General features: G+C 65.5%; 19 protein-coding genes. 15 read left to right on the forward strand and 4 right to left on the reverse strand.

The window, feature by feature from the left end; all coding sequences use genetic code 11:
• Nucleotides 1–90 precede the first annotated feature (90 nt).
• From tsaB to ASF61_RS05060, 4 genes are read left to right on the forward strand one after another with little or no spacing between them, the layout of a single operon-like run.
• On the forward strand, nt 91–831 hold the full coding sequence (tsaB, locus tag ASF61_RS05045; protein WP_056151907.1) for a tRNA (adenosine(37)-N6)-threonylcarbamoyltransferase complex dimerization subunit type 1 TsaB: 741 nt from the start codon (nt 91–93) through the stop codon (nt 829–831).
• On the forward strand, nt 828–1,298 hold the full coding sequence (rimI, locus tag ASF61_RS05050) for a ribosomal protein S18-alanine N-acetyltransferase (protein WP_056151910.1): 471 nt from the start codon (nt 828–830) through the stop codon (nt 1,296–1,298). Before tsaB ends, rimI begins: the two co-directional genes overlap by 4 nt.
• Entirely contained in the window at nt 1,295–2,569 is a 1,275-nt protein-coding gene (locus ASF61_RS05055; protein WP_229205717.1) for a uracil-DNA glycosylase, read from the forward strand. The genes rimI and ASF61_RS05055 overlap by 4 nt, the downstream gene beginning before the upstream one ends.
• Nucleotides 2,562–3,548: a DUF1853 family protein gene (locus ASF61_RS05060; RefSeq protein WP_156369454.1), complete on the forward strand. Its 987-nt coding sequence runs from the start codon at nt 2,562–2,564 to the stop codon at nt 3,546–3,548. Before ASF61_RS05055 ends, ASF61_RS05060 begins: the two co-directional genes overlap by 8 nt.
• Here the strand turns inward: ASF61_RS05060 and lplT are convergent.
• Entirely contained in the window at nt 3,545–4,807 is a 1,263-nt protein-coding gene (gene lplT / locus ASF61_RS05065; RefSeq protein WP_056151919.1) for a lysophospholipid transporter LplT, read from the reverse strand. The two genes, ASF61_RS05060 and lplT, sit on opposite strands and share 4 nt — an antisense overlap.
• A gap of 152 nt (nt 4,808–4,959) precedes the next feature.
• On the opposite strand from lplT, the gene alr reads away from it, so the two are divergent.
• The 5 genes from alr to ASF61_RS05090 all read left to right on the forward strand — a co-directional run bounded on the left by alr (nt 4,960) and on the right by ASF61_RS05090 (nt 9,911).
• Nucleotides 4,960–6,063 carry an alanine racemase gene (alr, locus tag ASF61_RS05070; RefSeq protein WP_056151922.1) on the forward strand — a complete coding sequence of 368 codons (1,104 nt, stop codon included), beginning with the start codon at nt 4,960–4,962 and terminating at the stop codon, nt 6,061–6,063.
• A gap of 4 nt (nt 6,064–6,067) precedes the next feature.
• Nucleotides 6,068–7,444, forward strand: a complete 1,377-nt coding sequence (radA, locus tag ASF61_RS05075; RefSeq protein WP_056151924.1) for a DNA repair protein RadA — start codon at nt 6,068–6,070, stop codon at nt 7,442–7,444.
• A 61-nt stretch (nt 7,445–7,505) separates the two neighbouring features.
• A complete protein-coding gene (locus tag ASF61_RS05080) occupies nt 7,506–7,826 on the forward strand; it encodes a PilZ domain-containing protein (protein WP_082491213.1) in 321 nt (106 codons plus the stop codon).
• A gap of 139 nt (nt 7,827–7,965) precedes the next feature.
• Nucleotides 7,966–8,418 carry a VirK family protein gene (locus ASF61_RS05085; RefSeq protein WP_056151927.1) on the forward strand — a complete coding sequence of 151 codons (453 nt, stop codon included), beginning with the start codon at nt 7,966–7,968 and terminating at the stop codon, nt 8,416–8,418.
• 98 nt (nt 8,419–8,516) lie between these two features.
• Complete coding sequence (locus ASF61_RS05090; RefSeq protein WP_056151930.1) at nt 8,517–9,911, forward strand: CoA transferase; 1,395 nt, start codon at nt 8,517–8,519, stop codon at nt 9,909–9,911.
• A 120-nt stretch (nt 9,912–10,031) separates the two neighbouring features.
• Here ASF61_RS05090 and ASF61_RS05095 read toward each other — a convergent pair whose 3' ends face one another.
• Entirely contained in the window at nt 10,032–12,236 is a 2,205-nt protein-coding gene (locus ASF61_RS05095; protein ID WP_056151933.1) for a TonB-dependent siderophore receptor, read from the reverse strand.
• A 205-nt stretch (nt 12,237–12,441) separates the two neighbouring features.
• Here ASF61_RS05095 and fliD point away from each other — a divergent pair, with 205 nt between their 5' ends.
• A complete protein-coding gene (fliD, locus tag ASF61_RS05100) occupies nt 12,442–13,893 on the forward strand; it encodes a flagellar filament capping protein FliD (RefSeq protein WP_056151936.1) in 1,452 nt (483 codons plus the stop codon).
• Nucleotides 13,894–14,105: 212 nt separating this feature from the next.
• Nucleotides 14,106–15,218, forward strand: coding sequence for a polyamine ABC transporter substrate-binding protein (locus tag ASF61_RS05105; RefSeq protein WP_056151940.1), 1,113 nt, complete (start codon nt 14,106–14,108; stop codon nt 15,216–15,218).
• Nucleotides 15,219–15,320: 102 nt separating this feature from the next.
• On the opposite strand, the gene ASF61_RS05110 is transcribed toward ASF61_RS05105, so the two are convergent.
• Complete coding sequence (locus ASF61_RS05110) at nt 15,321–15,785, reverse strand: histidine phosphatase family protein (protein WP_056151944.1); 465 nt, start codon at nt 15,783–15,785, stop codon at nt 15,321–15,323.
• A 69-nt stretch (nt 15,786–15,854) separates the two neighbouring features.
• Nucleotides 15,855–17,948: a polyphosphate kinase 1 gene (gene ppk1, locus ASF61_RS05115; RefSeq protein ID WP_056151947.1), complete on the reverse strand. Its 2,094-nt coding sequence runs from the start codon at nt 17,946–17,948 to the stop codon at nt 15,855–15,857.
• 315 nt (nt 17,949–18,263) lie between these two features.
• On the opposite strand from ppk1, the gene pstS reads away from it, so the two are divergent.
• The 4 genes from pstS to pstB all read left to right on the forward strand — a co-directional run bounded on the left by pstS (nt 18,264) and on the right by pstB (nt 22,204).
• Nucleotides 18,264–19,310 (forward strand): phosphate ABC transporter substrate-binding protein PstS, encoded by a 1,047-nt coding sequence (gene pstS, locus ASF61_RS05120; RefSeq protein ID WP_056151950.1) that lies wholly within the window; start codon nt 18,264–18,266, stop codon nt 19,308–19,310.
• A gap of 200 nt (nt 19,311–19,510) precedes the next feature.
• A complete protein-coding gene (gene pstC / locus ASF61_RS05125; RefSeq protein WP_056151952.1) occupies nt 19,511–20,464 on the forward strand; it encodes a phosphate ABC transporter permease subunit PstC in 954 nt (317 codons plus the stop codon).
• Nucleotides 20,461–21,348: a phosphate ABC transporter permease PstA gene (pstA, locus tag ASF61_RS05130; RefSeq protein WP_056151955.1), complete on the forward strand. Its 888-nt coding sequence runs from the start codon at nt 20,461–20,463 to the stop codon at nt 21,346–21,348. The genes pstC and pstA overlap by 4 nt, the downstream gene beginning before the upstream one ends.
• 49 nt (nt 21,349–21,397) lie before the next feature.
• The gene (pstB, locus tag ASF61_RS05135; protein ID WP_056151957.1) at nt 21,398–22,204 is read left to right on the forward strand and encodes a phosphate ABC transporter ATP-binding protein PstB; all 807 of its coding nucleotides are present in this window, start codon (nt 21,398–21,400) and stop codon (nt 22,202–22,204) included.
• Nucleotides 22,205–22,229: the final 25 nt, after the last annotated feature.

A 22,229-nucleotide genomic window follows, 5' to 3' on the forward strand; every position in this document is an offset into this window, starting at 1 on the left:
GGTGTTGGCGGCGTTCCCGACAGTCCAAAGCGTCTATTTTACATCCGGTCCGAGGGTCGCGCCGGCTGGCGCATCGGGTTAAAATGCGGGATGTCTACCATTTCGTCCCCTTCCTCGCCATCCACCATCGTTGCCATCGAGACGTCGTCCGAGGCGGCGTCGGTTGCCCTGTTGCATGGCGGTATCTTGACCAGCCGCGTGTCGGCGGGCGTGCGCACCCATTCGCAGTCGGTCTTGCCGATGATTCAGGAATTGCTGGCCGAAGCCGGCATCACGCTCAGGCAGTGCAGCGCGATTGCCTTCGGCGCCGGTCCCGGCTCGTTTACGGGCGTGCGCACTGCCTGCGGCGTGGCCCAGGGCCTCGCTTTCGGCGCCAGCCTGCCGGTGGTGCCGGTGGTGACGCTCGAGGCCATGGCGCTGGCCTGCCACCAGCATGGCGGCGCGGCCGACGTGCTGGCCGTGCTCGACGCCCGCATGGGCGAGGTGTACTGGGCGCAGTACCGGTTTGCTGCCGGCGCCGGGCTGGCCGCACCGCAACTGCTGCAAGCGGCCACCTTGTCGGCCCCGGCCGACGTGGCGGCGCAGGGCGCGCCTGTATTCTGCGGCAACGGTCTGACCGCGTATCCTGCGGCGTTTGCCGGCGTCGGCGAGCAATATGGCACGATCATGCCGCACGCCGAGCAGGTCGCCCAGCTGGCCAGCCTGGCGCTGGCCGCCGGCCGCACCGTGACCGCCGCCGAAGCGCAGCCGCTGTACCTGCGCAACAAGGTCGCCTACACCCAGGCCGAGCGGCGCGACATCAACGCTGCCAAGACGGCGGGGGGCGCATGAAGCAGGCCTGGGACCTGGCGCGCCTGCAGTACGGGCCGATGCAGCCGTCCGATCTCGACGACGTGGTGGCGCTCGAACAGCGCGTCTATCCGCATCCGTGGAGCATGGCCAATTTCGCCGACTCGCTGGCCGAACAGTATCCGGCCTGGGTGCTGCGCGACCAGGCCGGCGTGCTGCTCGGCTATTTTCTGTTGATGCCGGCCGTGCACGAGGCGCACCTGCTCAACGTGGCGGTGGCGGCCGAGCGCCAGGGACAGGGGCTCGGCTATCTGCTGCTGAACCAGTCGGTTGCCTGCGCGCGCGGGCTGGGCATGGAATCGGTGCTGCTCGAAGTGCGCCCTTCCAATACGCGGGCCTTGCAGATCTATGAACGCTATGGCTTCCAACACATCGGTCGCCGCAAGGGTTACTACCCGGCTGCGAACCAGTCACGCGAGGACGCCATCGTGATGCGTTACGACTTATGAGCGTCTCTGCCCGCCATGCGGCGTTTCTGCAGGAGATGGGCGTCGGCGTGCTGTGGCAGTTGCGCCATGCCGGCCCCGGCGCGACGTCTGCCGCACCGGAAGACCTCGCGGCGGACGCAGCGCTTGCTGCCGAGCCCTCTGGCGCGCAGCCCTTCGCTGCCCAACAAGCTGCTGCCGTGTACGACGTGCAGACGCCGGCGCCGGCATCGGCGGCAACGGTACCTGCATCAGCACCTGCACCAGCAGGCGCTGCAGTACCAGCAACAGCGGCAGCACCGGCACCGGCGCCACTCTCGGCGACAGCGGCAGCGGCAGCTGCAGCAGCCCCGGCGGCGGCCCCCGCAGCCCGGCCCCCCGAGCCGGCCCGGCCATCCGATCCTGCGCCGTCCCCGCTACCGGCCCGGCATCCGGCTACCGCGCCGGTGGTGGCTTCCGACGACGAATCGACAGCCTGGTTCGACGACGTGCCGGCTGCGCCGACCGCACGCGCGCGTCCGCTGCAGCCGGGGCACGCAGTGGCGGCGAACCTGGCAAGCCCGGTGAACCAAGCGAACCCGGGCAGCCCGGCGAACACGGCGAACTACGCGAACCATGCGAACCATGCGAACCCGGCCAGCCCGGCGAACGACGCGAACCATGCGAGCTCGGCGATCCCGGCAACGCCAGCTTCCCCGGCAACGCCGGCCATCAGCGACGACGCCATCGCCGCGATGGACTGGCCGGCCCTGCAGGAGGCTGTCTCGCACTGCACGCGCTGCCCGCTGGCTGCCACCCGCCGCCATGCGGTCAACGGTCGCGGTCCCGGGCAGGCGGCCTGGCTGGCGATTGCTGCCGCGCCATCGGCACTGGACGAGGCCGAGCAGCGCGCGCTGGCGGGCGAGGCCGGCCAGTTGCTCGACAATATGTTCAGGGCCATCGCGCTCAAGCCCGAGGCCGACGTGTATGTCACGCACCTGGTCAAGTGCCGGCCTCCGAGCAGCGACGGCGATGACGGCCGCCAGCGCAACCCGACCGCCGACGAGCTGACCGCCTGCCGGCCGTTCCTCGCGCGCGAACTGGCCTTGACCGGCGCCACCATGGCCATGACCTTCGGCCAGTTCGCCGCCAGGGGGCTGATGCTGGGGCCGGCCGCGCGCGGCAAGGTGATGCACTACGGCGACGCCGGCCTGCCGGTGGTGGCGACTTACCACCCGGACGACCTGCTGGCCCGTCCCGAAGACAAGGCCAAGGCCTGGGCCGACCTGTGCCTGGCCAGGACTGCCCGTGACTGACAGCCGCGCCCGCCCCAGCGCCGGCGCCGATGCCTATCAGCTGGGCTACGCGCAGCGCTGGGGCCATCTGCACCACCCGCCGGTACGTGCGCTGGCCTGGCTGCTCGACGCACCCGACCTGCTCGATCCGGCTGCGCCGCACTGGCAGGGCCGCATCGCCACGCTCGGTCCCGTAAAAGCGGACGTGGCCGACTGGCTGGCCGCGCTCGACCGCGATCCGGCGCCGCTCGATGCGGCGCTCGGCGCGCGCCATTATTCGCGCCTCGGCCTGTATGCGGAGAAGCTGCTGGCCTTTTATTTTTCGCAGCAGCACATCCTGGTCGCGCATGGCCTGCAGGTGCGCGCCAGCCGCAACGATACGGTGGGCGAATTCGATTTCCTGGTGCGCGCCGGTGCGGCGCTGCTGCACCTCGAGTTTGCCACCAAGTTCTACCTGCTGGACGCCGCCACGGCCGGTGCCGACTTCAACGGCCTGATCGGCCCCAACCTGGCCGATACGCTGGGCGCCAAGATGCGCAAGATCTTCGACAAGCAACTGGCGCTGGCCGCTCACCCGGCTGCCCAGCCGCTGCTGCCGCAGCCGGTGGACCGGGCCCAGGCGCTGGTCAAGGGCTGGCTGTTCTACCCGTTCGACCAGGCGCCGGCCGTGACCGAAGGCATTTCGCGCGAACACTGCCAGGGCTTCTGGACGCCGCTGGCGCAGCTGGACGCGTTGCCGGGCGAGCGCTTTTGCCTGATGCCGCGCCTGCAATGGCTGGCGCCCTTGAAAACCCCCGCGGGCACGGCCATGGACCGCCAGGAATTGCAAGCGGCATTGACCGAGCAGATGGCGCAGGTGGCGGCCCCGGTGATGGTGGCCGTGGTGCGGCAGGAGGGGGCGTGGTGGCTGGAACAGCGGCGCGGCTTCATCGTCCCGGACGACTGGCGCACGCGCGCCGCCCAGCATCGCCGGGACGGCACGCTGCCTGCGCTTTCCTAGTGCTTGGCTTCGCCGATCAGCGCGACCGAATCGAATTCGCGCTGGTTGGCATGATGGCGGCGCAGGATCATCAGCATGGTGCCGGCCAGGAACAGGCCGAAGATCAGGATGATGGCATTGAGGTTCAGGTGGCCGCGCAACATCAGCGAGTACGCCGCCAGCATGGTCAGGATCGACAGGTTTTCATTGAAGTTCTGCACGGCGATCGAGTGGCCGGCGCTCATCAGCACGTGGCCCCGGTGTTGCAGCAAGGCATTCATCGGCACCAGGAAGAAGCCGCCGAGCAGGCCGACCAGCACCAGCAGCGGATAGGCCAGTGCCACCGACGTCACCATGGTCATGCCCATCACGATCACGCCCATGGCGATGCCGACCGGGATGACCGTGAGCGACTTGCGCAGGCTGATGCAGCGCGCCGACAGCACCGCGCCGACCGCCACGCCGATCGCCACCACGCCCACCAGGCTGGTGGCTTGCTCGTAGGACAGCTTGAGCGTGCGGTTGGCCCATTCGAGCACGATGAATTGCAGCGTTTGCGCAGCGCCCCAGAACAGCGTGGTCACGGCCAGCGAGATCTGGCCCAGCTTGTCGCGCCAGAGCAGGCCGCAGCAGGTGGCGAATTCGCTGATCAGCTTGATCGGGTTGTGTTGCTGGTGCCCATACACACAGCCGGTGTCCGGGATGCGGGTATTGAACAGGGCTGCCAGCGCATAGATGCCTGTCACCACGCACAGCGCCGCTTCGGTCGGGGTCTTGATGCCGGTATCGATGAACGGGAAGTCGAAGCCGAGCAGCACCGACGACAGCCGGTCGCCGACCAGCGCGCCGCCGAGCACGGTGCCGAAGATGATCGACATCACGGTCAGGCCCTCGACCCAGCCGTTGGCGGCCACCAGCTTTTCAGCCGGCAGCAGTTCGGTCAGGATGCCGTACTTGGCCGGCGAATACACGGCTGCGCCGAAGCCGACGACCGCGTACGCCACCAGCGGGTGGACGTGGGCGAACAACAGCAGGCAGCCGCCAACCTTGATGAGGTTGGAGACGAACATGACTTTGCCTTTTGGCATGGAATCAGCGAAAGCGCCGACAAATGCCGCCAGCAGGACGTAGAACAGCGTAAAGGACAGTTTCAGCAGCGGCGTGATCCAGCCGGGCGAATTCATGTTGATTAACAGGTCAATCGCGACGAAGAGCAATGCGTTGTCGGCCAGCGAAGAAAAAAACTGCGCCGACATGATGGTATAAAAACCACGATTCATTCTGGACTGCCTGAAAGCTTGTATTGGCTTGCTTTATACCACGCTTTGTTCGTAAGCCCAAGAATTGAGCCGTGCGCCGGGAGCCGCTCCAGCCCCCGGTTTGCCCGCAGTTGGTAAAATACCGGTTTCACCGACAGAGCAGAGAATACCCCATGCCCAGGCCGATCCTTGCCACCATCCATATCGCCGCCATGCAGCACAATCTGGCCGTGGTCAGGGCGCGTACGCCCGGCGCCCGCGTCTGGGGCGTGGTCAAGGCGTTCGGTTACGGTCACGGCCTGGAGCGCGCCATGCGCGGTTTTGCCGAGGCCGACGGCCTGGCGCTGGTCGAACTCGACAACGCGATCCGCCTGCGCGAACTGGGCTGGAAGAAGCCGATCATGTTATTGGAGGGTTTCTTCGGTTTCGACGATCTCCACACCATGGCCGGTTACCGCCTGCAGTCGGCCGTCCATTGCGAAGAGCAGCTGGCCTGGCTCGAAGCGGCCGACGCCGACCTGGGCCAGCGCGGCATCAGGTTCGACCTGCACCTGAAAATGAACACCGGCATGAACCGGCTCGGCTTCAAGCCCGAGGCCTACGCTGGCGCCCACGCACGGCTGGTCGCCCTCGCATGCGTCGGCAACATCACGCTGATGACGCACTTCGCCAACGCCGACGAGGCCGCGCATCCGCTGCTGCCGGTTGCCGAGCAGATCCGCCGCTTCGAGGCGGGCGCGGCCGGCCTGCCCGGCATGCGCAGCCTGTCCAACTCGGCCGGCGTGCTGCGCCAGGATGAACTGGACGGCGTGTTGCGCAACGACTGGGTGCGTCCCGGCATCATGCTCTACGGCGCCACGCCCGGCACAACGCCGGCAGCCGACTACGGCCTGCGGCCGGCGATGACGCTGTCGAGCGAGATCATCGGCGTGCAGGACATCGCCGCCGGCGAGGCGGTCGGCTACGGCAGCCGCTTCACGGCCGACGGCCCGATGCGCATCGGCGTGGTGGCGTGCGGCTATGCCGACGGCTATCCGCGCCACGCGCCGCTGGGCACGCCGGTGCTGGTCGATGGCGTGCGCACGCGCGTGGTCGGCCGGGTCTCGATGGACATGCTGACGGTGGACCTCACGCAGATCGCCACGGCCAGGGTCGGCAGCCGCGTGGTGCTGTGGGGCGAGGGCTTGCCGATCGACGAGGTGGCGCAGGCCGCCGGCACCATCGGCTACGAGCTGATGTGCGCGCTGGCGCCGCGCGTGGCCGTGGTGGAAGGCTGACCGGATGGCCAAGGCAAAAACCCATTACGTCTGCACCGAGTGCGGCAACACGGCCACCAAGTGGACCGGCCAGTGCTCGGCCTGCCACCAGTGGAATACCATGGTGGAAACCGTGGTCGAGCAGGGCGGCAACAACCGCTATTCGCAACCGCAGCACCTGGCGCTGGCGCAGACGGCGCCGGTGCTGTCGCTGGCCGATATCGACGCCATCGACGTGCCGCGTTTCGGCACCGGCATCGAGGAATTCGACCGCGTGCTCGGCGGCGGCCTGGTCAGCGGTGGCGTGGTGCTGATCGGCGGCGATCCCGGCATCGGCAAATCGACGCTGCTGCTGCAGGCGCTGGCTAATGTCTCGCACCTGAAAAAAGTGTTGTATGTCAGTGGCGAAGAGTCGGGCGCGCAGATCGCGCTGCGCGCCAAGCGCCTGATGATCGACGCCCGCGACCTCAAGCTGCAGGCCGAGATCCAGCTGGAAAAAATCCTCGGCACGCTGGCCGACCTGAAACCCGAGGTGGCGGTGATCGACTCGATCCAGACCGTGTATTCCGATGCGCTCAGTTCGGCGCCGGGCTCGGTGGCCCAGGTGCGCGAGTGCGCGGCGCAGCTCACCCGCGCCGCCAAGCAGACCGGTGTCACCATCATCCTGGTCGGCCACGTGACCAAGGAGGGCGCGCTGGCCGGCCCGCGCGTGCTCGAACACATCGTCGATACGGTGCTGTATTTCGAAGGCGATAACCACTCGAGCTTCCGGCTGGTGCGGGCGATCAAGAACCGCTTCGGCGCCGTCAACGAACTCGGCGTGTTTGCCATGACGGAAAAAGGCCTGAAGGGCGTGTCGAACCCGTCGGCCCTGTTTTTATCGCAGCACGACAACCAGGTGCCCGGCTCGTGCGTGATGGTGACGCAGGAAGGCACGCGGCCGCTGCTGGTGGAAATCCAGGCGCTGGTGGACGCCAGCCACCTGCCCAATGCGCGCCGGCTGTCGGTCGGCCTCGAGCAAAACCGCCTGGCCATGCTGCTGGCCGTGCTGCACCGCCACGCCGGCATTGCCGCCTTCGACCAGGACGTGTTCATCAACGCCGTCGGCGGCGTGAAAATCACCGAACCGGCAGCCGACCTGGCCGTGCTGCTGGCGATTAATTCGTCGATGCGCAACAAGCCGCTGCCGCGCGGTTTCGTGGTGTTCGGCGAAGTGGGGCTGGCCGGCGAAATCCGGCCCGCGCCGCGCGGCCAGGAGCGCTTGCGCGAAGCGGCCAAGCTCGGCTTCTCGATTGCCATGATCCCGAGCGGCAATGCGCCCAAGCAGCCGATCGAGGGCATGACGATCATTGCGGTAGATCGCATCGACGACGCTTTCAACAAGCTGCGCGAAATCCAATAACGTTGTATTGTTACGTGTTTGAAAGAGCAACCATGCTCTTTACGTAATAAAGGACAACAAATTGTTAGTCGATCAACGCTCCGGCGCACGCAAGATCGTGCGCGCCAAGGCCGTCGTGGCTATGGACGGTTTGCCGCCTCAGCAGGGTCGAACCATCGATCTCAGCAGCACCGGCGTCTCGCTGACCTTCGACCACAAGCTGGCGGTCGGCCACATGGGCCAGGTCACGTTCGAGCTGTTCGTCGATGGCCGCGGCCAGCTGGTAAGCAGCCGCAGCAAGGTCAATTACTGCATCTTCAGCGGCGACCAGTTCAAGATCGGTTTCACCTTCGTCAACCCCGACGCTGCGACCATGGCGATCGTCAACAAGTTCGTGCGCTGAGGAAGGAACGGGCGACTTTCCGATGAGAAGTTTCGCGCAACCGCACACCGTTTTCATCTAGAATGATGAAACTGGTTTCATATTTAGGCCAGTGGAGTATCCCAGGTATGTTTTCACCAACCATCACCAGGAGAAGCCATTGTTTAAAACATTCCTCGCCGGTGTCGCCATCGGCTGCGCCGCACCCGCGGCGCTGGCAGCGAGCGCCACGCCGCTGACCACCGTCAACGCGGTCGAAAATGCGCTGCTCGGCGGCGCCGACGTCACGGTGACCCTCGATTTGGCCAAGTGCCGCAACAACGATCCTGCCGCAGCGCCTTCCAGCACCCGCGGCGGCTTGCAGATCTCGGCATTTCGCATCACGGCGGACGGCGTGATCGCCTTCTCGGACCAGCGCCAGACCGTGGACCGCAACGGCCTGCCCATCCTGCAGGTACTGCGCTACCAGGTGAAAAAGGACGGCAGCGTGGCGTTCACCTCGCATATGTTTTCGCTGCCTGCCTACACCGCAGCGCCGGTGGTCAGCTACGCGTGCGCGGTCAACCAGGGTGTGTATTTCTTCGAGAACGGCGCCCGCTATGGAGGGCGCTAACTGACCGGCGTGAGGGGGCTCTGGCCGGCCTCGCTTTCTGTGATTGACGTCTGCCCTGCAGGCGGTCTAAGCTCGGGCATCGCTACCAGGAGCCTGCCATGTCCACCATTGCCCATCAACTGCTCGGCGCCGCCTGGTCTGCGCTGGACATGCCGTCCGCGGCGCTGGAGAAGCTGACGTTCGGCGGCGCCGGCGCGCTGCCGTCGTGCTATGCCGTGACCGACCTGGCCGCCGCCTCGGTCGGTGCAGCAGCGCTGGCGGTGCGCGAACTAGCGCTGGCGCAGGGGACCGGTACGGCACCGGCACCGGTCCAGGTGGACCGGCGGCTGGCGTCGCTGTGGTTCGGCTGGTCGCTCGATCCGGTGGGCTGGCAGGCGCCGGCGCCCTGGGACGCCATCGCGGGCGACTACGCCTGCGCCGATGGCTGGATACGCCTGCACACCAACGCCAGCCACCACCGCGACGCAGCGCTGGCGCTGCTCGGCTGCGCGGCCGACCGCGCGGCGGTGGCGCGCGCGGTGGCGCAGTGGGACGGCGCCGCGCTGGAGACGGCGCTGGTGGCCGCCGGCGGTTGTGCCGCGCAGATGCGCTCGAGCGAACAGTGGCGCGTCCATCCGCAAGGGCGGTCGGTGGCAGCCGAGCCGCTGATCGCGCTGGCGCTGCAGCCGGCGCCCGCGCGGGGCGACTGGCGCCGCGACCGCGCAGTGGCGCAGCGCCCGCTGGCGGGACTGAAAGTGCTCGATCTGACGCGCGTGCTGGCCGGCCCGGTCGCCACGCGCTTTTTGGCCGGCTACGGCGCCGACGTGCTGCGTATCGATGCGCCGCACTGGGAGGAACCGGGCGTGATTCCCGAAGTCACGCCCGGCAAGCGCTGCGCCCGGCTGGATCTGCACCAGGCGCCCGATCGCGCCATCTTCGAGCAACTGCTGGCCGAGGCCGACGTGCTGGTGCACGGCTACCGGCCGCAGGCGCTGGTCCGGCTCGGCTATGACGACGCGTCCCGGCGCCAGATCAATCCCGGTCTGGTCGATGTCTGCCTCGACGCCTATGGCTGGACCGGGCCATGGGCTGGCCGGCGCGGCTTCGACAGCCTGGTGCAGATGAGTTGCGGCATCGCCGAGCACGGCATGCGCGCCAGCGGCGCCGACAAGCCGGTGCCGCTGCCGGTGCAGGCGCTCGACCATGCCACCGGCTACCTGATGGCCGCTGCCGTGGTGCGCGGCCTGATCGCCAGGGTGACCGGCCAACAGGCAGTGCAGGCACGGCTGTCGCTGGCGCGCACGGCGGCATTGCTGATGACGACGGTTGCCGAGCACGACGCACTGCGGCTGGCGCCGGTGGGCGCGGACGACTATGGGCCGGTACTGGAAAACACGGACTGGGGACCGGCGCGGCGCCTGCGCCCGCCGGTGACGATCGGCGACATGGCCATGGCATGGCAGCACGGCGCCAGCGCGCTCGGTTCTGCGCCGGCGCGCTGGCACGCGCCATGAAAAAAGCCGGCGCACCAGGCGCCGGCTCGTGATCGTCAGGCTGGTCGGCGCACTGCCGCAGCCTGCGCGCGGTGAAGCCGGGTCAGGTCATCCGGACGCTGCGCCTGGTGGTTCAGACCCTCAGAACCGGTACTTGAGGGTACCGCTGATGCTGCGCGGCGCCTGGAAGTTCAGCTGGTTGAACGCAGCGGACATGCCGAAGTGGCGCTTGTCGGTCACGTTGTCGAGGTTGAGCTGCGCCGACCAGTTCGGGTTGATCTCGTAACGCGCCATCAGGTTGACCAGCGCATAGGAGTCCTGCTGCAGGCGGTTGCCGGTGGTGTTGCCGGCCGGCGCGCTCGACGTGATCGTGTAGGTCTGGCCTTGCCAGTTGACGCCGCCGCCCACCGTCAGCCCTGCCAGTGCCCCGCCCAGCTTGTACGTGGTGAACACGCGGAACAGGTCGCGCGGGTAGTTGCTGTTGAACGGATCGCCGCTGGCGGTCTTGGCGCTGTAATGGGTGTAGCCGGCGTTGGCGTTCCAGCCGCGCGCCAGTTCGCCTGCCACTTCCATCTCAAAGCCCTCGCTGGTGGCGCCCTTGACCGCTTCGGAATAGGTATCGGCAGTGCCGGGGATGACGCCGACCGCCTGCGCCAGGTTGTCCTGGCGAATCTTGAACAGCGCGAACGAGCCATTGACGCGGCCGTCGAGGAACTCGCCTTTGACACCGGCTTCGACATTCTTGCCACGGATCGGATCGAGCGTGACGCGGTTGATGTCGACCGCGTTTTGCGGCTGGAAGATTTCCGTGTAGCTGGTGTAGACCGAGTAATTCTTGCTGATGTCGTAGATCAGGCCGGCATATGGCGTGACTTCGTCGTCGAACTTGAGGCGGTATGGCGTGACGCCGGCCAGGTTGCCGGTTTTTTCATAGCGGGTCACGCGGGCGCCGACGATCAGCTTGAGCGGATCGGCCAGCGAGAAGCGGCCCACGCCGTACAGGCCGTCCTGCGTGGTTTCCGCGCGCTGGTAGAAGGTGCGCGCGCCCCAGGTCGGCGGTGCGTAGGCGGACGGATTCCAGTTGTTGAAGTCGGCAGGTGCTGGCGCGACGAACTGGCCCAGACCATAGTCGGCCGGCCGCGTATCCGAGTTGAATTTCTGCTTGGCATGCATGTAGCCGAACGCCGCCTCGTGCTGGCGGCCGCCGAGTTCGAAGGCGCCGTCGAGGTGCAGGCCCGCGTCTTCCTGTTTGGTCTCGGTGATGTACCAGCCGGCCGAGGCGCCCATGCCGGCGCCGGTGGCGCGGTCCGGGTTGCCGTACAGGTAGAGCAGGACCGAGTCCGCCTTGCGCCGGCCGTTGGCGTAGGTGGCGCGCACCTTCCAGCCGTTGTCGAACGTGTGTTCGAGGTTGGCAAAGGCGTTGTTATACGAGGTATTCCAGCGCGACCAGTCGACGCTCGAGGTTTTCGACTCGTCCCAGTCGGTGCGCGAACCATCGGCGTACCAGTAGGGCAGGCCGCCCCACATCGGGTGGTCGGTGTCGGACTTCTGGCGGCTGAAGCCGACGGCCAGCAGCGTGCGCGGGGTCAGGTCCGCTTCGACGGTGCCGTAGAAGGTGCTGTTGTCCTTGCTGAGGCGGTCGGTGAAGCTGTCGCTTTTCTCGACTTCGCCGACCACGCGCGCGCGCACATTGCCGGCCTGGGTCAGCGGGGTCGAGACATCGACGGTGGCGCGGCGATCGCTCCAGCTGCCGAGCGCCACTTCGGCCGAACCGGTCAGCTGCTTGCTGGTGGCGCGCTTGCGCACCAGGTTGATCGCGGCGGACGGGTTGCCGGCGCCGGTCATCAGGCCGGTGGCGCCGCGCACGATTTCCACGCGGTCGTACATGGCCAGGCTGCTGAGGATTTCACCGCCGCTCCATTGCTGTTCCCAGGTGGTGGGAATGCCGTCGATCTGCAGGTTGTCGATGTCGAAACCGCGTGCGTTGAAGTCGGCGCGGTTGGTTTCGTACTGGTTGACCGCCACGCCGGTGGCGTTGTTGATCACGTCCGACACGGTTTTCAGGCCCTGGTCTTCGATGCGCTGCTGGGTGATCACTGTCACCGATTGCGGCGTTTCGCGCAGCGACAGGTCGAGCGGGGTGGCAGTGCGGGCATTGCGCACGGTGTAGGTACCGTTGGTATCGTCGGACTTGATGCCGGACACGGTCACCTGCGGCAGTACCGCGTCCGCGCTGGCCGATCCGACTTCGGCGTTGGCCTGCGCCAGCACCGGTAGGGCAAGCGCAACAGCGACCGCGAGACGATTGAGGGTGAGCGCCTTGCGGGCGGTTGCTTGTTGATTCATGGTTATGCCGGTTCCGGTGGGATGAAAACCATAATGATAACGATTCTCATTACAAAGTCAATGATACTACTTTAACCGGGCCATGAAGTGCCATGCCGCGTGCGCGGATAAAGACGGGTTTGTCAGTCTGTTCATGACTTTGACATATCGTTTCTGTAGCATACTATTGGGATTACCATTGATATCTCACAGCCGGGACCCCGCTATGGCCATCAATCCGCTTGCCAGCTCAACCACCAACCTTGCCAGCCTTGGCACTGCCGCCACCGCTGCCGGCAGCAGCGCCGGCAATACCGGCGCCTCCGGCATCAGCGCCGACGTCTACAAGCGCGTCGAGCAGACCATGATGTCGCAGAACAATGGCGCCACCAGGCTCAACGCTGCGCTGGCCAGCAGCCAGACCAAGCTGTCGGGCCTGGGCCAACTGCAAAGCGCGCTGGCCAGCTTCCAGGCGACCGCCACCGCACTGACCGGCAGCGGCCTGTCCACGGCAGCTGCCAGTTCCGACAAAACCGTGCTGACCGCCAGCGCCACCGGCGCGGCCAAGGCCGGCACCTACGCGCTCAACGTCCAGCAGCTGGCGCAGGGCCAGTTCCTGACCAGCGCCGCGTTCAGCGCCGCCACCACCAGCATCGGCAGCGGCGTGCCGACCACGGTCAAGATCGATTTCGGCACCGCCGGCGACAAAGGTTTTACCACCAACGGCACGGCCACCAGCAAGACCATCACGCTCGACAGCAGCAACAACACGCTCGACGGCATTGCCGCCGCCTTCAAGGCAGCCGGGGTGGACGTCAAGGTGGAGAAGGGCGACGATGGCAAGGTGTCACTGGCGATCGCCGGCCAGAGCGGCGCGGCCAACAGCATGCGCATCAGCGTCAGCGGCGACGCCGCCCTGAAAAGCCTGCTCGGCTTCGACCCCGACAGCAAACAGAACGGGCTGAAACAGACGGCCGCCGCCCAGGACGCCATCCTCACGGTCGACGGCAAGACGGTCACCAGCGCCAGCAACACCCTGGACAAGGACAAGGCCATTCCCGGCGCGGCGTTGACGCTGACCGGCAAGGGCAAGGCCGACGTCACGATCACGCAAGATGCCAGCAAGATCGGCGACAACCTGAAAACCTTCGTGGCCGCCTACAACGACCTGAACGCCAAGCTCAAGACCCTGTCGGCCGGCGCCCTGAAAGGCGATACGGCGCTGGGCCAGGTCACCATGCAGATGGACATGCTGCTCAAGACCGGCGGCGGCAGCGTCTCGGTCTCGGCGCTGGCGGCAGCGGGCGTCAGCCAGGGCAAGGATGGCAACCTGGTCATCGACGACAAGAAGCTGCAGGCGGCCCTTGGCGCCGATTCGTCGCAGGTGGCCAGGCTGTTTACCGGCGACGGCAAGGGCCTGGCAGACCTGATGAACGCCAAGGCCACGGCGTTTACCGACAAGAACAGCGTGATCGGCCGCGAAACCAGCCAGGTCAACCGCGAACTCGACACCACCAATACCAAGCGGGCGGCGCTGACCAAGGCGCTCACCGCCCAGGCCACGGCGCTGGCAGCGCTGTATTCTGCCCAGGCGCAGACCGGCAGCGGCGGCGGTCTCTTCGGTACCGGTGCCGGCGGCAGCAGTGGCACCGGTACGCTGTTCGATTTGCTCGGTTAAGGGCACCTCGAAAAGCCGGAGCAGGCGGCCCGATACCGTCTGGCGTAGCGCAAGCGTAGGAGGCACGCCGAGCAATGGAGCGGCGCTGGCCGGTCGCGCAGCAGGTGTGACGGGCTTCCCTTTGTGCACACTCGGTCAAACGAAGCGCTTGCACGCGAGCCGCCGATGCCCGATCATCACGGGTTATGAACGAAAACCCACTCGGAGGTGTTATGGCAGGAAAGTTCGTTGGCGTGCTGGCGGTGACCGGTCTGATGGTTGCTGGCCTGGGGCAGGTCCACGCCCAGGCGCAGGAGGAAAAAGTCCTCAACATCTATAACTGGTCCGACTACATCGCGGAAGATACGGTCAAGAATTTCGAGAAAGAGACCGGCATCAAGGTGCGTTATGATGTATTCGATAACAACGAAATCCTGAACTCCAAGCTCGTGGCCGGCAAATCGGGCTACGACATCGTGGTGCCCACCGCGCAATGGGCGCGCCTGCAGATCGACGGCAAGCTGCTGCGCAAGCTCGACAAGTCCAAGCTGCCCAACCTGAAAAACCTCGACCCGGCGATCCAGGCCAAGCTGGCCAGCATCGATCCCAATAACGACTACCTGGTGGACTGGTTGTGGGGATACACCACGGTCGGCATCAACGTCAACAAGGTGAAAGCGGCGCTGGGCGGCATGCCGATGCCGGCCAATGCCTGGGACCTGGTGTTCGATCCCAAGTATGCGGCCAAGGTCAAGTCGTGCGGCGTATCGTTCCTCGACTCGCCGTCCGAAGTGCTGCCGGCGGCACTGATGTACCTGGGCAAACCGGCATACTCGAAGAACGCTGCCGACTATGCCGAGGCGGGCAAGCTGCTGCAGACCATCCGCCCCAATGTCACCCTGTTCAGTTCGTCGGGCTACATCAACGACATGGCCAACGGCGCCGTCTGCGTGGCGCTGGGCTGGTCCGGCGACATCAACATCGCCCGCCAGCGCGCCATCGACGCCAAGAACGGCAACGTGATCGAAGTGCTGGTGCCCAAGACCCCGGCCGCGCTGGTGTTCGACACCATGGCCATCCCGGCCGACGCCCCGCACCCGAACAACGCCCACCTGTGGATCAACTACATCCTGCGCCCGGAAGTGCACGCCAGCCTGACCAACAAGGTGTTTTACGCCAACCCGAACACGGCCAGCGTGAAATTCGTGCGCAAGGATATCGCCGGCAACAAGACCGTGTTCCTGTCCGACGCCGACAAGCAGCGCATGGCGGCGCCTGAAGCGGTGCCGGCCGATATCCGGCGCCTGGTGACGCGCACTTACACCAAGTTCAAGACCGGACGCTAAGGGCACCTCGAAAAACCTGTTGCGCGACGCAAGACGATATCGGGCCGCTCGCTACGGTTTTCGCGGTCCCCCTACGCTGGGCCGAGCCGCCGCCTGGCGGCGCTACTTGGCCAGGTCCGCGCTCATCACCGCTTTCAGGTACACGCTGCCCGGATCGCCCGGCGTGCGCTGGCAGAACCACCATGCGCTGGCCTTGCGGATGTCCCAGTCCAGGTCTTCGCCGGCCAGCAGCAGGGCGGCGACCTGGCCCAGCGTCGGCTGGTGGCCGACCACCAGCACCGTATCCTTGTTGCCGGGCCAGTTGACCGCCTTGAGCACGTCGGCCGGATCGACGCCGGGCGCCAGGTCGTTGTGCAGCTTGAACTTGCGGCCCAGCGCTTCCACCGTCTGCAGCGTGCGCAGGGCCGGGCTGCTGAGGATGCGGCAGCTGTCGGGCAGCTGCGAGTCGAGCCACTGGCCCATGCGGCGTGCCTGCTTGAGGCCCTTGCCGGTCAGTGCGCGTTCCAGGTCGGTCATGCCGGGCGCCGGGTCTTCGGCTTCCGCGTGCCGCCACAAGATGAGATCCATGCGTTTCTCCTATCCTCACTATCGGTTGATCACATCGGATCCCGCTGGTGCGCCTTCCGGCGCACGCCGTCAGTCGAGCCGTGCGCCGGGCGTGCCCAGCGTGTCCATCAAATGCTGCTGGGCTGAAAAACCGCCCTGCTTGCCGCGCACTTTGCGGCGCTGGTAGTGGCCGTCCGGCTCCAGTTCCCAGGCGTTGCGGTTGTCTTTCAGGTAGGGATTGAGTCCCTCCGAGATCACGCGCCGCTTGAGCGACTTGTCCAGCACCGGGAACGCCACTTCGATGCGGCGGAACAGGTTGCGGCTCATCCAGTCCGCGCTCGACAGCATGACATCGTGCGCCAGGTCGTTGCGGAAATAATAGATCCGGCTGTGTTCGAGGAAACGGCCGATGATCGAGCGCACCTTGATGTTGTCCGACAGTCCCGGCACGCCCGGCTTCAGGGTGCAGGCGCCGCGCACGATCAGGTCGATCTTGACGCCATCCTTGGACGCCGCGTACAGCGCGCGGATCACCGATTCGTCCACCAGGGCGTTCATCTTGCAGATGATACGCCCGGGACGCCCGGCGCGCGCAATCCGCGCCTCGTTGCGGATCGCCTTGATCACCTCGTTCTGCAGCGCGAACGGCGCCAGCCATAGATGGGTGAGGCGGTTCGGCTTGGTCAGGCTGGTCAGGTGGATGAACACCTCGTTGACCTCCTGGCTGATGCCGGGATGGCAGGTCAGCAGGCCGAAGTCGGTGTAGAACTTGGTGGTGGTCGGATGGTAGTTGCCGGTGCCCAGGTGGGCGTAGTAGCGCAGCTTGCCTTCTTCGCGGCGGATCACCAGCGCCACCTTGGCATGGGTTTTCAGGCCGACCACGCCGTACACGACCTGCGCCCCGGCCTGCTCGAGCTTGTCGGCCCAGTTGATATTGGCTTCCTCGTCGAAGCGCGCCTTGAGCTCGACGATCACCGTCACTTCCTTGCCGGCGCGGGCTGCCGCGATCAGCGCTTCCATCAGGTCCGAATTCATGCCGGTGCGGTAGATCGTCTGCTTGATCGCCACCACGGCCGGGTCATGGGCGGCGCTGCGGATGAAATCGATGACGGTCTGGAACGACTGGTACGGGTGGTGCAGCAGGATGTCGTGGGCGCGCAGGGCGGCAAAGATGTCGGCGCTGCCCGGCTTTTGCGCGCTGCCGGGGAAGAACGGCGTGAAGCGCAGTGCCGGGTTGTCCACGTGGTCCATGATTTCGGTGAGCCGCACCAGGTTGACCGGGCCGTTGACCGCGTACAGCCGGCTTTGCTGCAGGCCGAACTGGTCGAGCAGGAACTGCGACAGCTCGGGCGGGCAGTTGATCGCCACTTCCAGCCGCACCGAGGTGCCGAACTGGCGGCCCTGCAGCTCGCCCTTGAGCGCCTGGCGCAGGTTTTTCACTTCGTCCTCGTCCACCCACAGGTCGCTGTCGCGCGTGACGCGGAACTGCGAGTAGGCGATCACCTCGCGCCCGGCAAACAGGTCCGAGATGTGGGCGTGAATGATCGACGACAGCAGGCAGAACGAGATGCCGCCGCGCTCGGACAGCTCGTCCGGCAGGCGGATCACGCGCGGCAGCACGCGCGGCGCTTTCAGAATGGCGATCGCCGTACCGCGCCCGAACGCATCCTTGCCCGACAGCGAGACGATGAAATTGAGGCTCTTGTTGACCACCTGCGGAAACGGGTGCGCGGGGTCCAGCCCGATCGGCGTGAGCAGCGGTCGCACCTCGGTATCGAAATAGTTCTTGACCCAGGCGCGCTCGGCCTCGGTGCGCTCGTTGTGGCGCACCAGGTGCACGCCGTTGGCGGCCAGCTGCGGCAGGACTTCTTCGTTGAGAATATTGTATTGGTGGGTGACCAGTGCATGGCATTCGTCGCTGATGCGCGAGAGCGTGGCCAGCAGGGCGGGGTGGGTGGCCAGCACGCCGTCGGTGCCGGCGGCAGCCAGCAGGCTGGCAACGCGCACTTCAAAAAACTCGTCGAGGTTGCTGCTGGCGATACATAAATAGCGCAAGCGCTCGAGCAGCGGAATACTCTTGTCTTCGGCTTGCGCCAGCACCCGGCGGTTGAACATCAGTTGCGACAGTTCGCGGTCGAGGAACGCGGAATTCTTGCCGGCTTCGGTATGCACATCAGGCTTCATGTCTCTTTGATCACTTTGCAATTGAAATAATTCTAGCCTGTAATTCCACAGAAGAACGATGCAACAGTGTAAAGACCAATTATGACAAGTCCGTGACGCACGTTGTCATAATCGGTCCGTGGGCCCTGTCATATATGACATGAGGCCGTCATAATCGGTATATTACCCGATGATATACAACTGTTTTCATAGGGGAGAGTGGTGTCACGGCGCTCAACAATTCTTTTTGGACATTTTTTTGCCATGTCATAAACCTGTCATATTCGGCCGGTAGACTGCGCAGCATCCTAACCTGTCATAACAAAGGACTTTGAAATGCGAATCAAACATCTGATCTCTTCCCTGGTCGTCGGTGCCTGCGCCATGATGGCCTTGTCCTCCGCTGCCAATGCCGCCGATATGACGGGCGCCGGCGCCACGTTCCCCTATCCGATCTATGCGAAATGGGCGGAGACCTACAAAGCCGCCACCGGCAACGGCCTGAACTACCAGTCGGTCGGCTCGGGCGCCGGCATCAAGCAAATCAAAGCCAAGACCGTCGATTTCGGCGCCTCGGACGCGCCGCTGAAAGCGGAAGACCTGGACGCCGAAGGCCTGATGCAGTTCCCGGCCATCATGGGCGGCGTGGTCACCGTGGTCAACGTGCCCGGCCTGGCCCCCGGCCAGCTAAAACTGACCGGCCCGATCGTGGCTGACATCTACCTGGGCAAGATCACCAAGTGGAACGACGCCGGCATCGCCGCCATCAACCCGGGCGTCAAGCTGCCGGCCGAAGACATCACCGTGGTGCACCGCGCCGACGGTTCGGGCACCTCGTTCCTGTTCACCGACTACCTGTCGAAAACCAGCCCGGACTTCAAGGCCAAGATCGGCGCCGGCACGGCCGTGAAATGGATCGTCGGCGTGGGCGGCAAGGGTAACGAAGGCGTTGCCGCCAACGTCCAGCGCATCAAGGGCGCGATCGGCTACGTCGAGTGGGCTTACGCCAAGAAAAACAAGATGCAGCACACCCAGCTGAAGAACAAGGACGGCAACTTCCTGCAACCTGACGACGAGTTCTTCAAGGCCGCTGCCGCCAGCGCCGAGTGGACCAAGACCCCGGGCTTCGGCGTGGTGCTGACCGACCAGGCCGGCAAGAACTCGTGGCCGATCACCGGCGTGTCCTTCATCCTGATGCACAAGGTGCAGCCGAACGCAGAGAAGGGCAAGGAAGTCATCAAGTTCTTCGACTGGGCCTTCAAGAACGGCGGCAAGGCTGCGGTGGAACTGGACTACGTGCCACTGCCTGACTCGGTCGTGAAACTGGTGCAGGATTCCTGGAAAACCAACCTGAAAGATGCTTCGGGCAAGGCGCTCTACTAAGACCTGACGCCCTTCACCGCGCCGCGCACGACCGGCGGCGCGGTGAGGGGGTTAGCCTGCGAAGTTATCCGACCTCGCAGGCTAGCTTACTTTTCCGAGACAACAATATGAGCGCTGACATCACTTCCACGCCAATTCCCACCCCGGAGCCGGCCTCGCAATTTTCTACTGCGCAAGCCACTGCCGCCGAGCAAGCCGCCATGCAATCGATGCTGCGCACCATGCGCAAGCAGCGCATCCAGGATTTCTTCTTCCACAAGACCACGATGCTGTTCGCCCTGTCGGTGCTGCTGGTACTGCTGGGTATTATCATTTCGCTCATGGTCGGCGCCTGGCCGGCGTTCAAGGAATTCGGCCCCGCCTTCATCACCCGCGTCGAATGGGATCCGGTCAACGACCAGTATGGCGCCATGATCGCCATCGTCGGCACCCTGGCCACGTCCGGCATCGCGCTGCTGATCGCGTTTCCGATCAGCTTTGGCATCGCCCTGTTCCTGACCGAGATCTGCCCGGCCGCGCTGCGCCGCCCGCTGGGCACGGCAGTCGAGCTGCTGGCCGGCGTGCCGTCGATCATCTACGGCATGTGGGGCCTGTTCGTGTTCGCACCGCTGTTCGGCGACTACGTCCAGCCGCTGCTGAAAAGCACGCTGGGCGTGCTGCCGATCATCGGACCGTTCTTCAGCGGCCCCACCATGGGCATCGGGGTGCTGACCGCCGCCCTGATCCTGGCCGTGATGATCATCCCGTTCATCTCGTCGGTGATGCGCGACGTGTTCGAAATCGTGCCGGCCGTGCTCAAGGAATCGGCCTACGGCCTCGGCTGCACGCGCTGGGAAGTGGTGCGCAAGATCGTGCTGCCTTACACCAAGACCGGCGTGGTCGGCGGCGTGATGCTGGGCCTGGGCCGCGCGCTCGGCGAAACCATGGCCGTCACCTTCGTCATCGGTAACGCCAACAAGCTGTCGTTCTCGCTGTTCGCTGCCGGTAACTCGATCGCCTCGACCCTGGCCAACGAATTTGCCGAATCGGATACCGTGCTGCACACATCGTCGCTGTTCGCGCTGGCGCTGATCCTGTTCGTCATCACCTTTATCGTCCTGTCCGCCGCCAAACTGATGTTGGTCGGCATGTCCCGCAAGGAAGGCCTCAAATGAACCAAGCTGCCATCAACCCGCCGGAAGCCCTCGCGCCGGTGAACAAGGTGTACCGCAAGCGCCTGCTGCGGCACCGCGTGGGCATTGCCCTGTCGGTGCTGGCCATGTCGCTGGGCCTGGCCGTGCTGGCCTGGATTTTGATCACGCTGGTGATCAACGGTTTCTCCGCGCTGTCGGTCAACATGTTCACCGAAAGCACGCCGGCGCCGGGCAGCGACGGCGGCGGCCTGGCCAACGCCATCCTCGGCACCGTGATGATCGTCGGCCTGTCCACCCTGGTCAGCACGCCGATCGGCATCCTGGCCGGCATGTACCTGGCCGAGTACGGCAACGAGAACAAGCTGGCGGCCGTCACCCGGTTCGTCACCGACATCATGCTGTCGGCGCCGTCGATCGTGATCGGCATGTTCGTCTGGGCCGCCTACGTGGCCACCACCAAGCACTATTCCGGCTATGCCGGGTCGATTGCGCTGGCGCTGATCGCGGTGCCGGTCGTGGTGCGCACCACCGACAACATGCTGCGCCTGGTGCCGAGCAGCCTGCTCGAAGCGGCGTTCGCGCTCGGCGCGCCGCGCTGGAAGGTGGCGATGACGGTGCGCCTGCGCGCGGTCAAGGCCGGCGTGATCACCGGCGTGCTGCTGGCCGTGGCCCGCATCTCGGGCGAGACCGCGCCGCTGCTGTTTACCGCCCTGAACAACCAGTTCTTCAGCAAGGACATGAACGGCCCGATGGCCAACCTGCCGGTGGTGATCTACGGCTTCGCCATGAGCCCGTACGACAACTGGCGCGAACTGGCCTGGGGCGGCGCGCTGCTGGTCACCTTCAGTGTGCTGGCGCTGAACATCATTTCGCGCACCATGTTCTCCCAGAAAATTCCGAATTGACTGACCGTTTAGACCAAACAACTAGCGACCACCGACATAAAGCGATCCTATGAACACCCCATTGACCCCGGAATTGACGGCCGCGCCCGCTGGCAGCGGCAAGCGCACGACCATCGCCATCTCGAACCTGAATTTTTTCTACGGCAAAACCCAGAGCCTGACCAACGTCAACCTCAACATCCACGAGCGCCAGGTGACGGCCTTCATCGGTCCGTCGGGCTGCGGCAAGTCGACGCTGCTGCGCACGCTCAACCGCATGTACGACCTGTACCCGGGCCAGCGCGCCGAGGGTTCGATCATGTACCGCGGCCGTAACATCCTCGAGGCCGGCCAGGACCTGAACATGTTGCGCGCCAAGATAGGCATGGTGTTCCAGAAGCCGACGCCGTTTCCGATGTCGATCTACGACAACATCGCCTTCGGCGTGCGCCTGTACGAAGACCTGTCCAAAGGCGAGATGGACGAGCGCGTGGAATGGGCGCTGAAAAAGGCCGCGCTGTGGGGCGAAGTGAAGGACAAGCTGAGCAAGAGCGGCCTGTCGCTGTCGGGCGGCCAGCAGCAGCGCCTGTGCATCGCGCGCGGCGTGGCGGTGAAGCCGGACGTGCTGCTGCTCGATGAGCCGACCTCGGCGCTGGACCCGATCTCGACTTCGAAGGTGGAAGAGCTGATCAGCGAACTGAAGCAGGACTACACGATCGCCATCGTCACCCACAACATGCAGCAGGCGGCGCGCTGCTCGGACTACACCGCCTATATGTACCTGGGCGAGCTGGTCGAGTTCGGCGAGACCGACCAGATCTTCATGAATCCTGCGCGCAAGGAAACCCAGGATTACATCACCGGCCGTTTCGGCTGATCGCACCTGTCGCACCTATAATACG

The sequence above is a fragment of the Duganella sp. Leaf126 genome (assembly GCF_001423125.1).
Classification (GTDB): Bacteria; Pseudomonadota; Gammaproteobacteria; order Burkholderiales; family Burkholderiaceae_D; genus Rugamonas.

What these genes read in the sequence shown, in the direction of transcription:
- tsaB (WP_056151907.1), top strand. Translation starts at nt 91, where the DNA reads ATGTCTACCATTTCGTCCCCTTCCTCGCCATCCACCATCGTTGCCATC.
- rimI (WP_056151910.1), top strand. Translation starts at nt 828, where the DNA reads ATGAAGCAGGCCTGGGACCTGGCGCGCCTGCAGTACGGGCCGATGCAG.
- ASF61_RS05055 (WP_229205717.1), top strand. Translation starts at nt 1,295, where the DNA reads ATGAGCGTCTCTGCCCGCCATGCGGCGTTTCTGCAGGAGATGGGCGTC.
- lplT (WP_056151919.1), bottom strand. Translation starts at nt 4,807, where the DNA reads ATGAATCGTGGTTTTTATACCATCATGTCGGCGCAGTTTTTTTCTTCG.
- alr (WP_056151922.1), top strand. Translation starts at nt 4,960, where the DNA reads ATGCCCAGGCCGATCCTTGCCACCATCCATATCGCCGCCATGCAGCAC.
- radA (WP_056151924.1), top strand. Translation starts at nt 6,068, where the DNA reads ATGGCCAAGGCAAAAACCCATTACGTCTGCACCGAGTGCGGCAACACG.
- ASF61_RS05090 (WP_056151930.1), top strand. Translation starts at nt 8,517, where the DNA reads ATGTCCACCATTGCCCATCAACTGCTCGGCGCCGCCTGGTCTGCGCTG.
- ASF61_RS05095 (WP_056151933.1), bottom strand. Translation starts at nt 12,236, where the DNA reads ATGAATCAACAAGCAACCGCCCGCAAGGCGCTCACCCTCAATCGTCTC.
- fliD (WP_056151936.1), top strand. Translation starts at nt 12,442, where the DNA reads ATGGCCATCAATCCGCTTGCCAGCTCAACCACCAACCTTGCCAGCCTT.
- ASF61_RS05105 (WP_056151940.1), top strand. Translation starts at nt 14,106, where the DNA reads ATGGCAGGAAAGTTCGTTGGCGTGCTGGCGGTGACCGGTCTGATGGTT.
- ASF61_RS05110 (WP_056151944.1), bottom strand. Translation starts at nt 15,785, where the DNA reads ATGGATCTCATCTTGTGGCGGCACGCGGAAGCCGAAGACCCGGCGCCC.
- ppk1 (WP_056151947.1), bottom strand. Translation starts at nt 17,948, where the DNA reads ATGAAGCCTGATGTGCATACCGAAGCCGGCAAGAATTCCGCGTTCCTC.
- pstS (WP_056151950.1), top strand. Translation starts at nt 18,264, where the DNA reads ATGCGAATCAAACATCTGATCTCTTCCCTGGTCGTCGGTGCCTGCGCC.
- pstC (WP_056151952.1), top strand. Translation starts at nt 19,511, where the DNA reads ATGCAATCGATGCTGCGCACCATGCGCAAGCAGCGCATCCAGGATTTC.
- pstA (WP_056151955.1), top strand. Translation starts at nt 20,461, where the DNA reads ATGAACCAAGCTGCCATCAACCCGCCGGAAGCCCTCGCGCCGGTGAAC.
- pstB (WP_056151957.1), top strand. Translation starts at nt 21,398, where the DNA reads ATGAACACCCCATTGACCCCGGAATTGACGGCCGCGCCCGCTGGCAGC.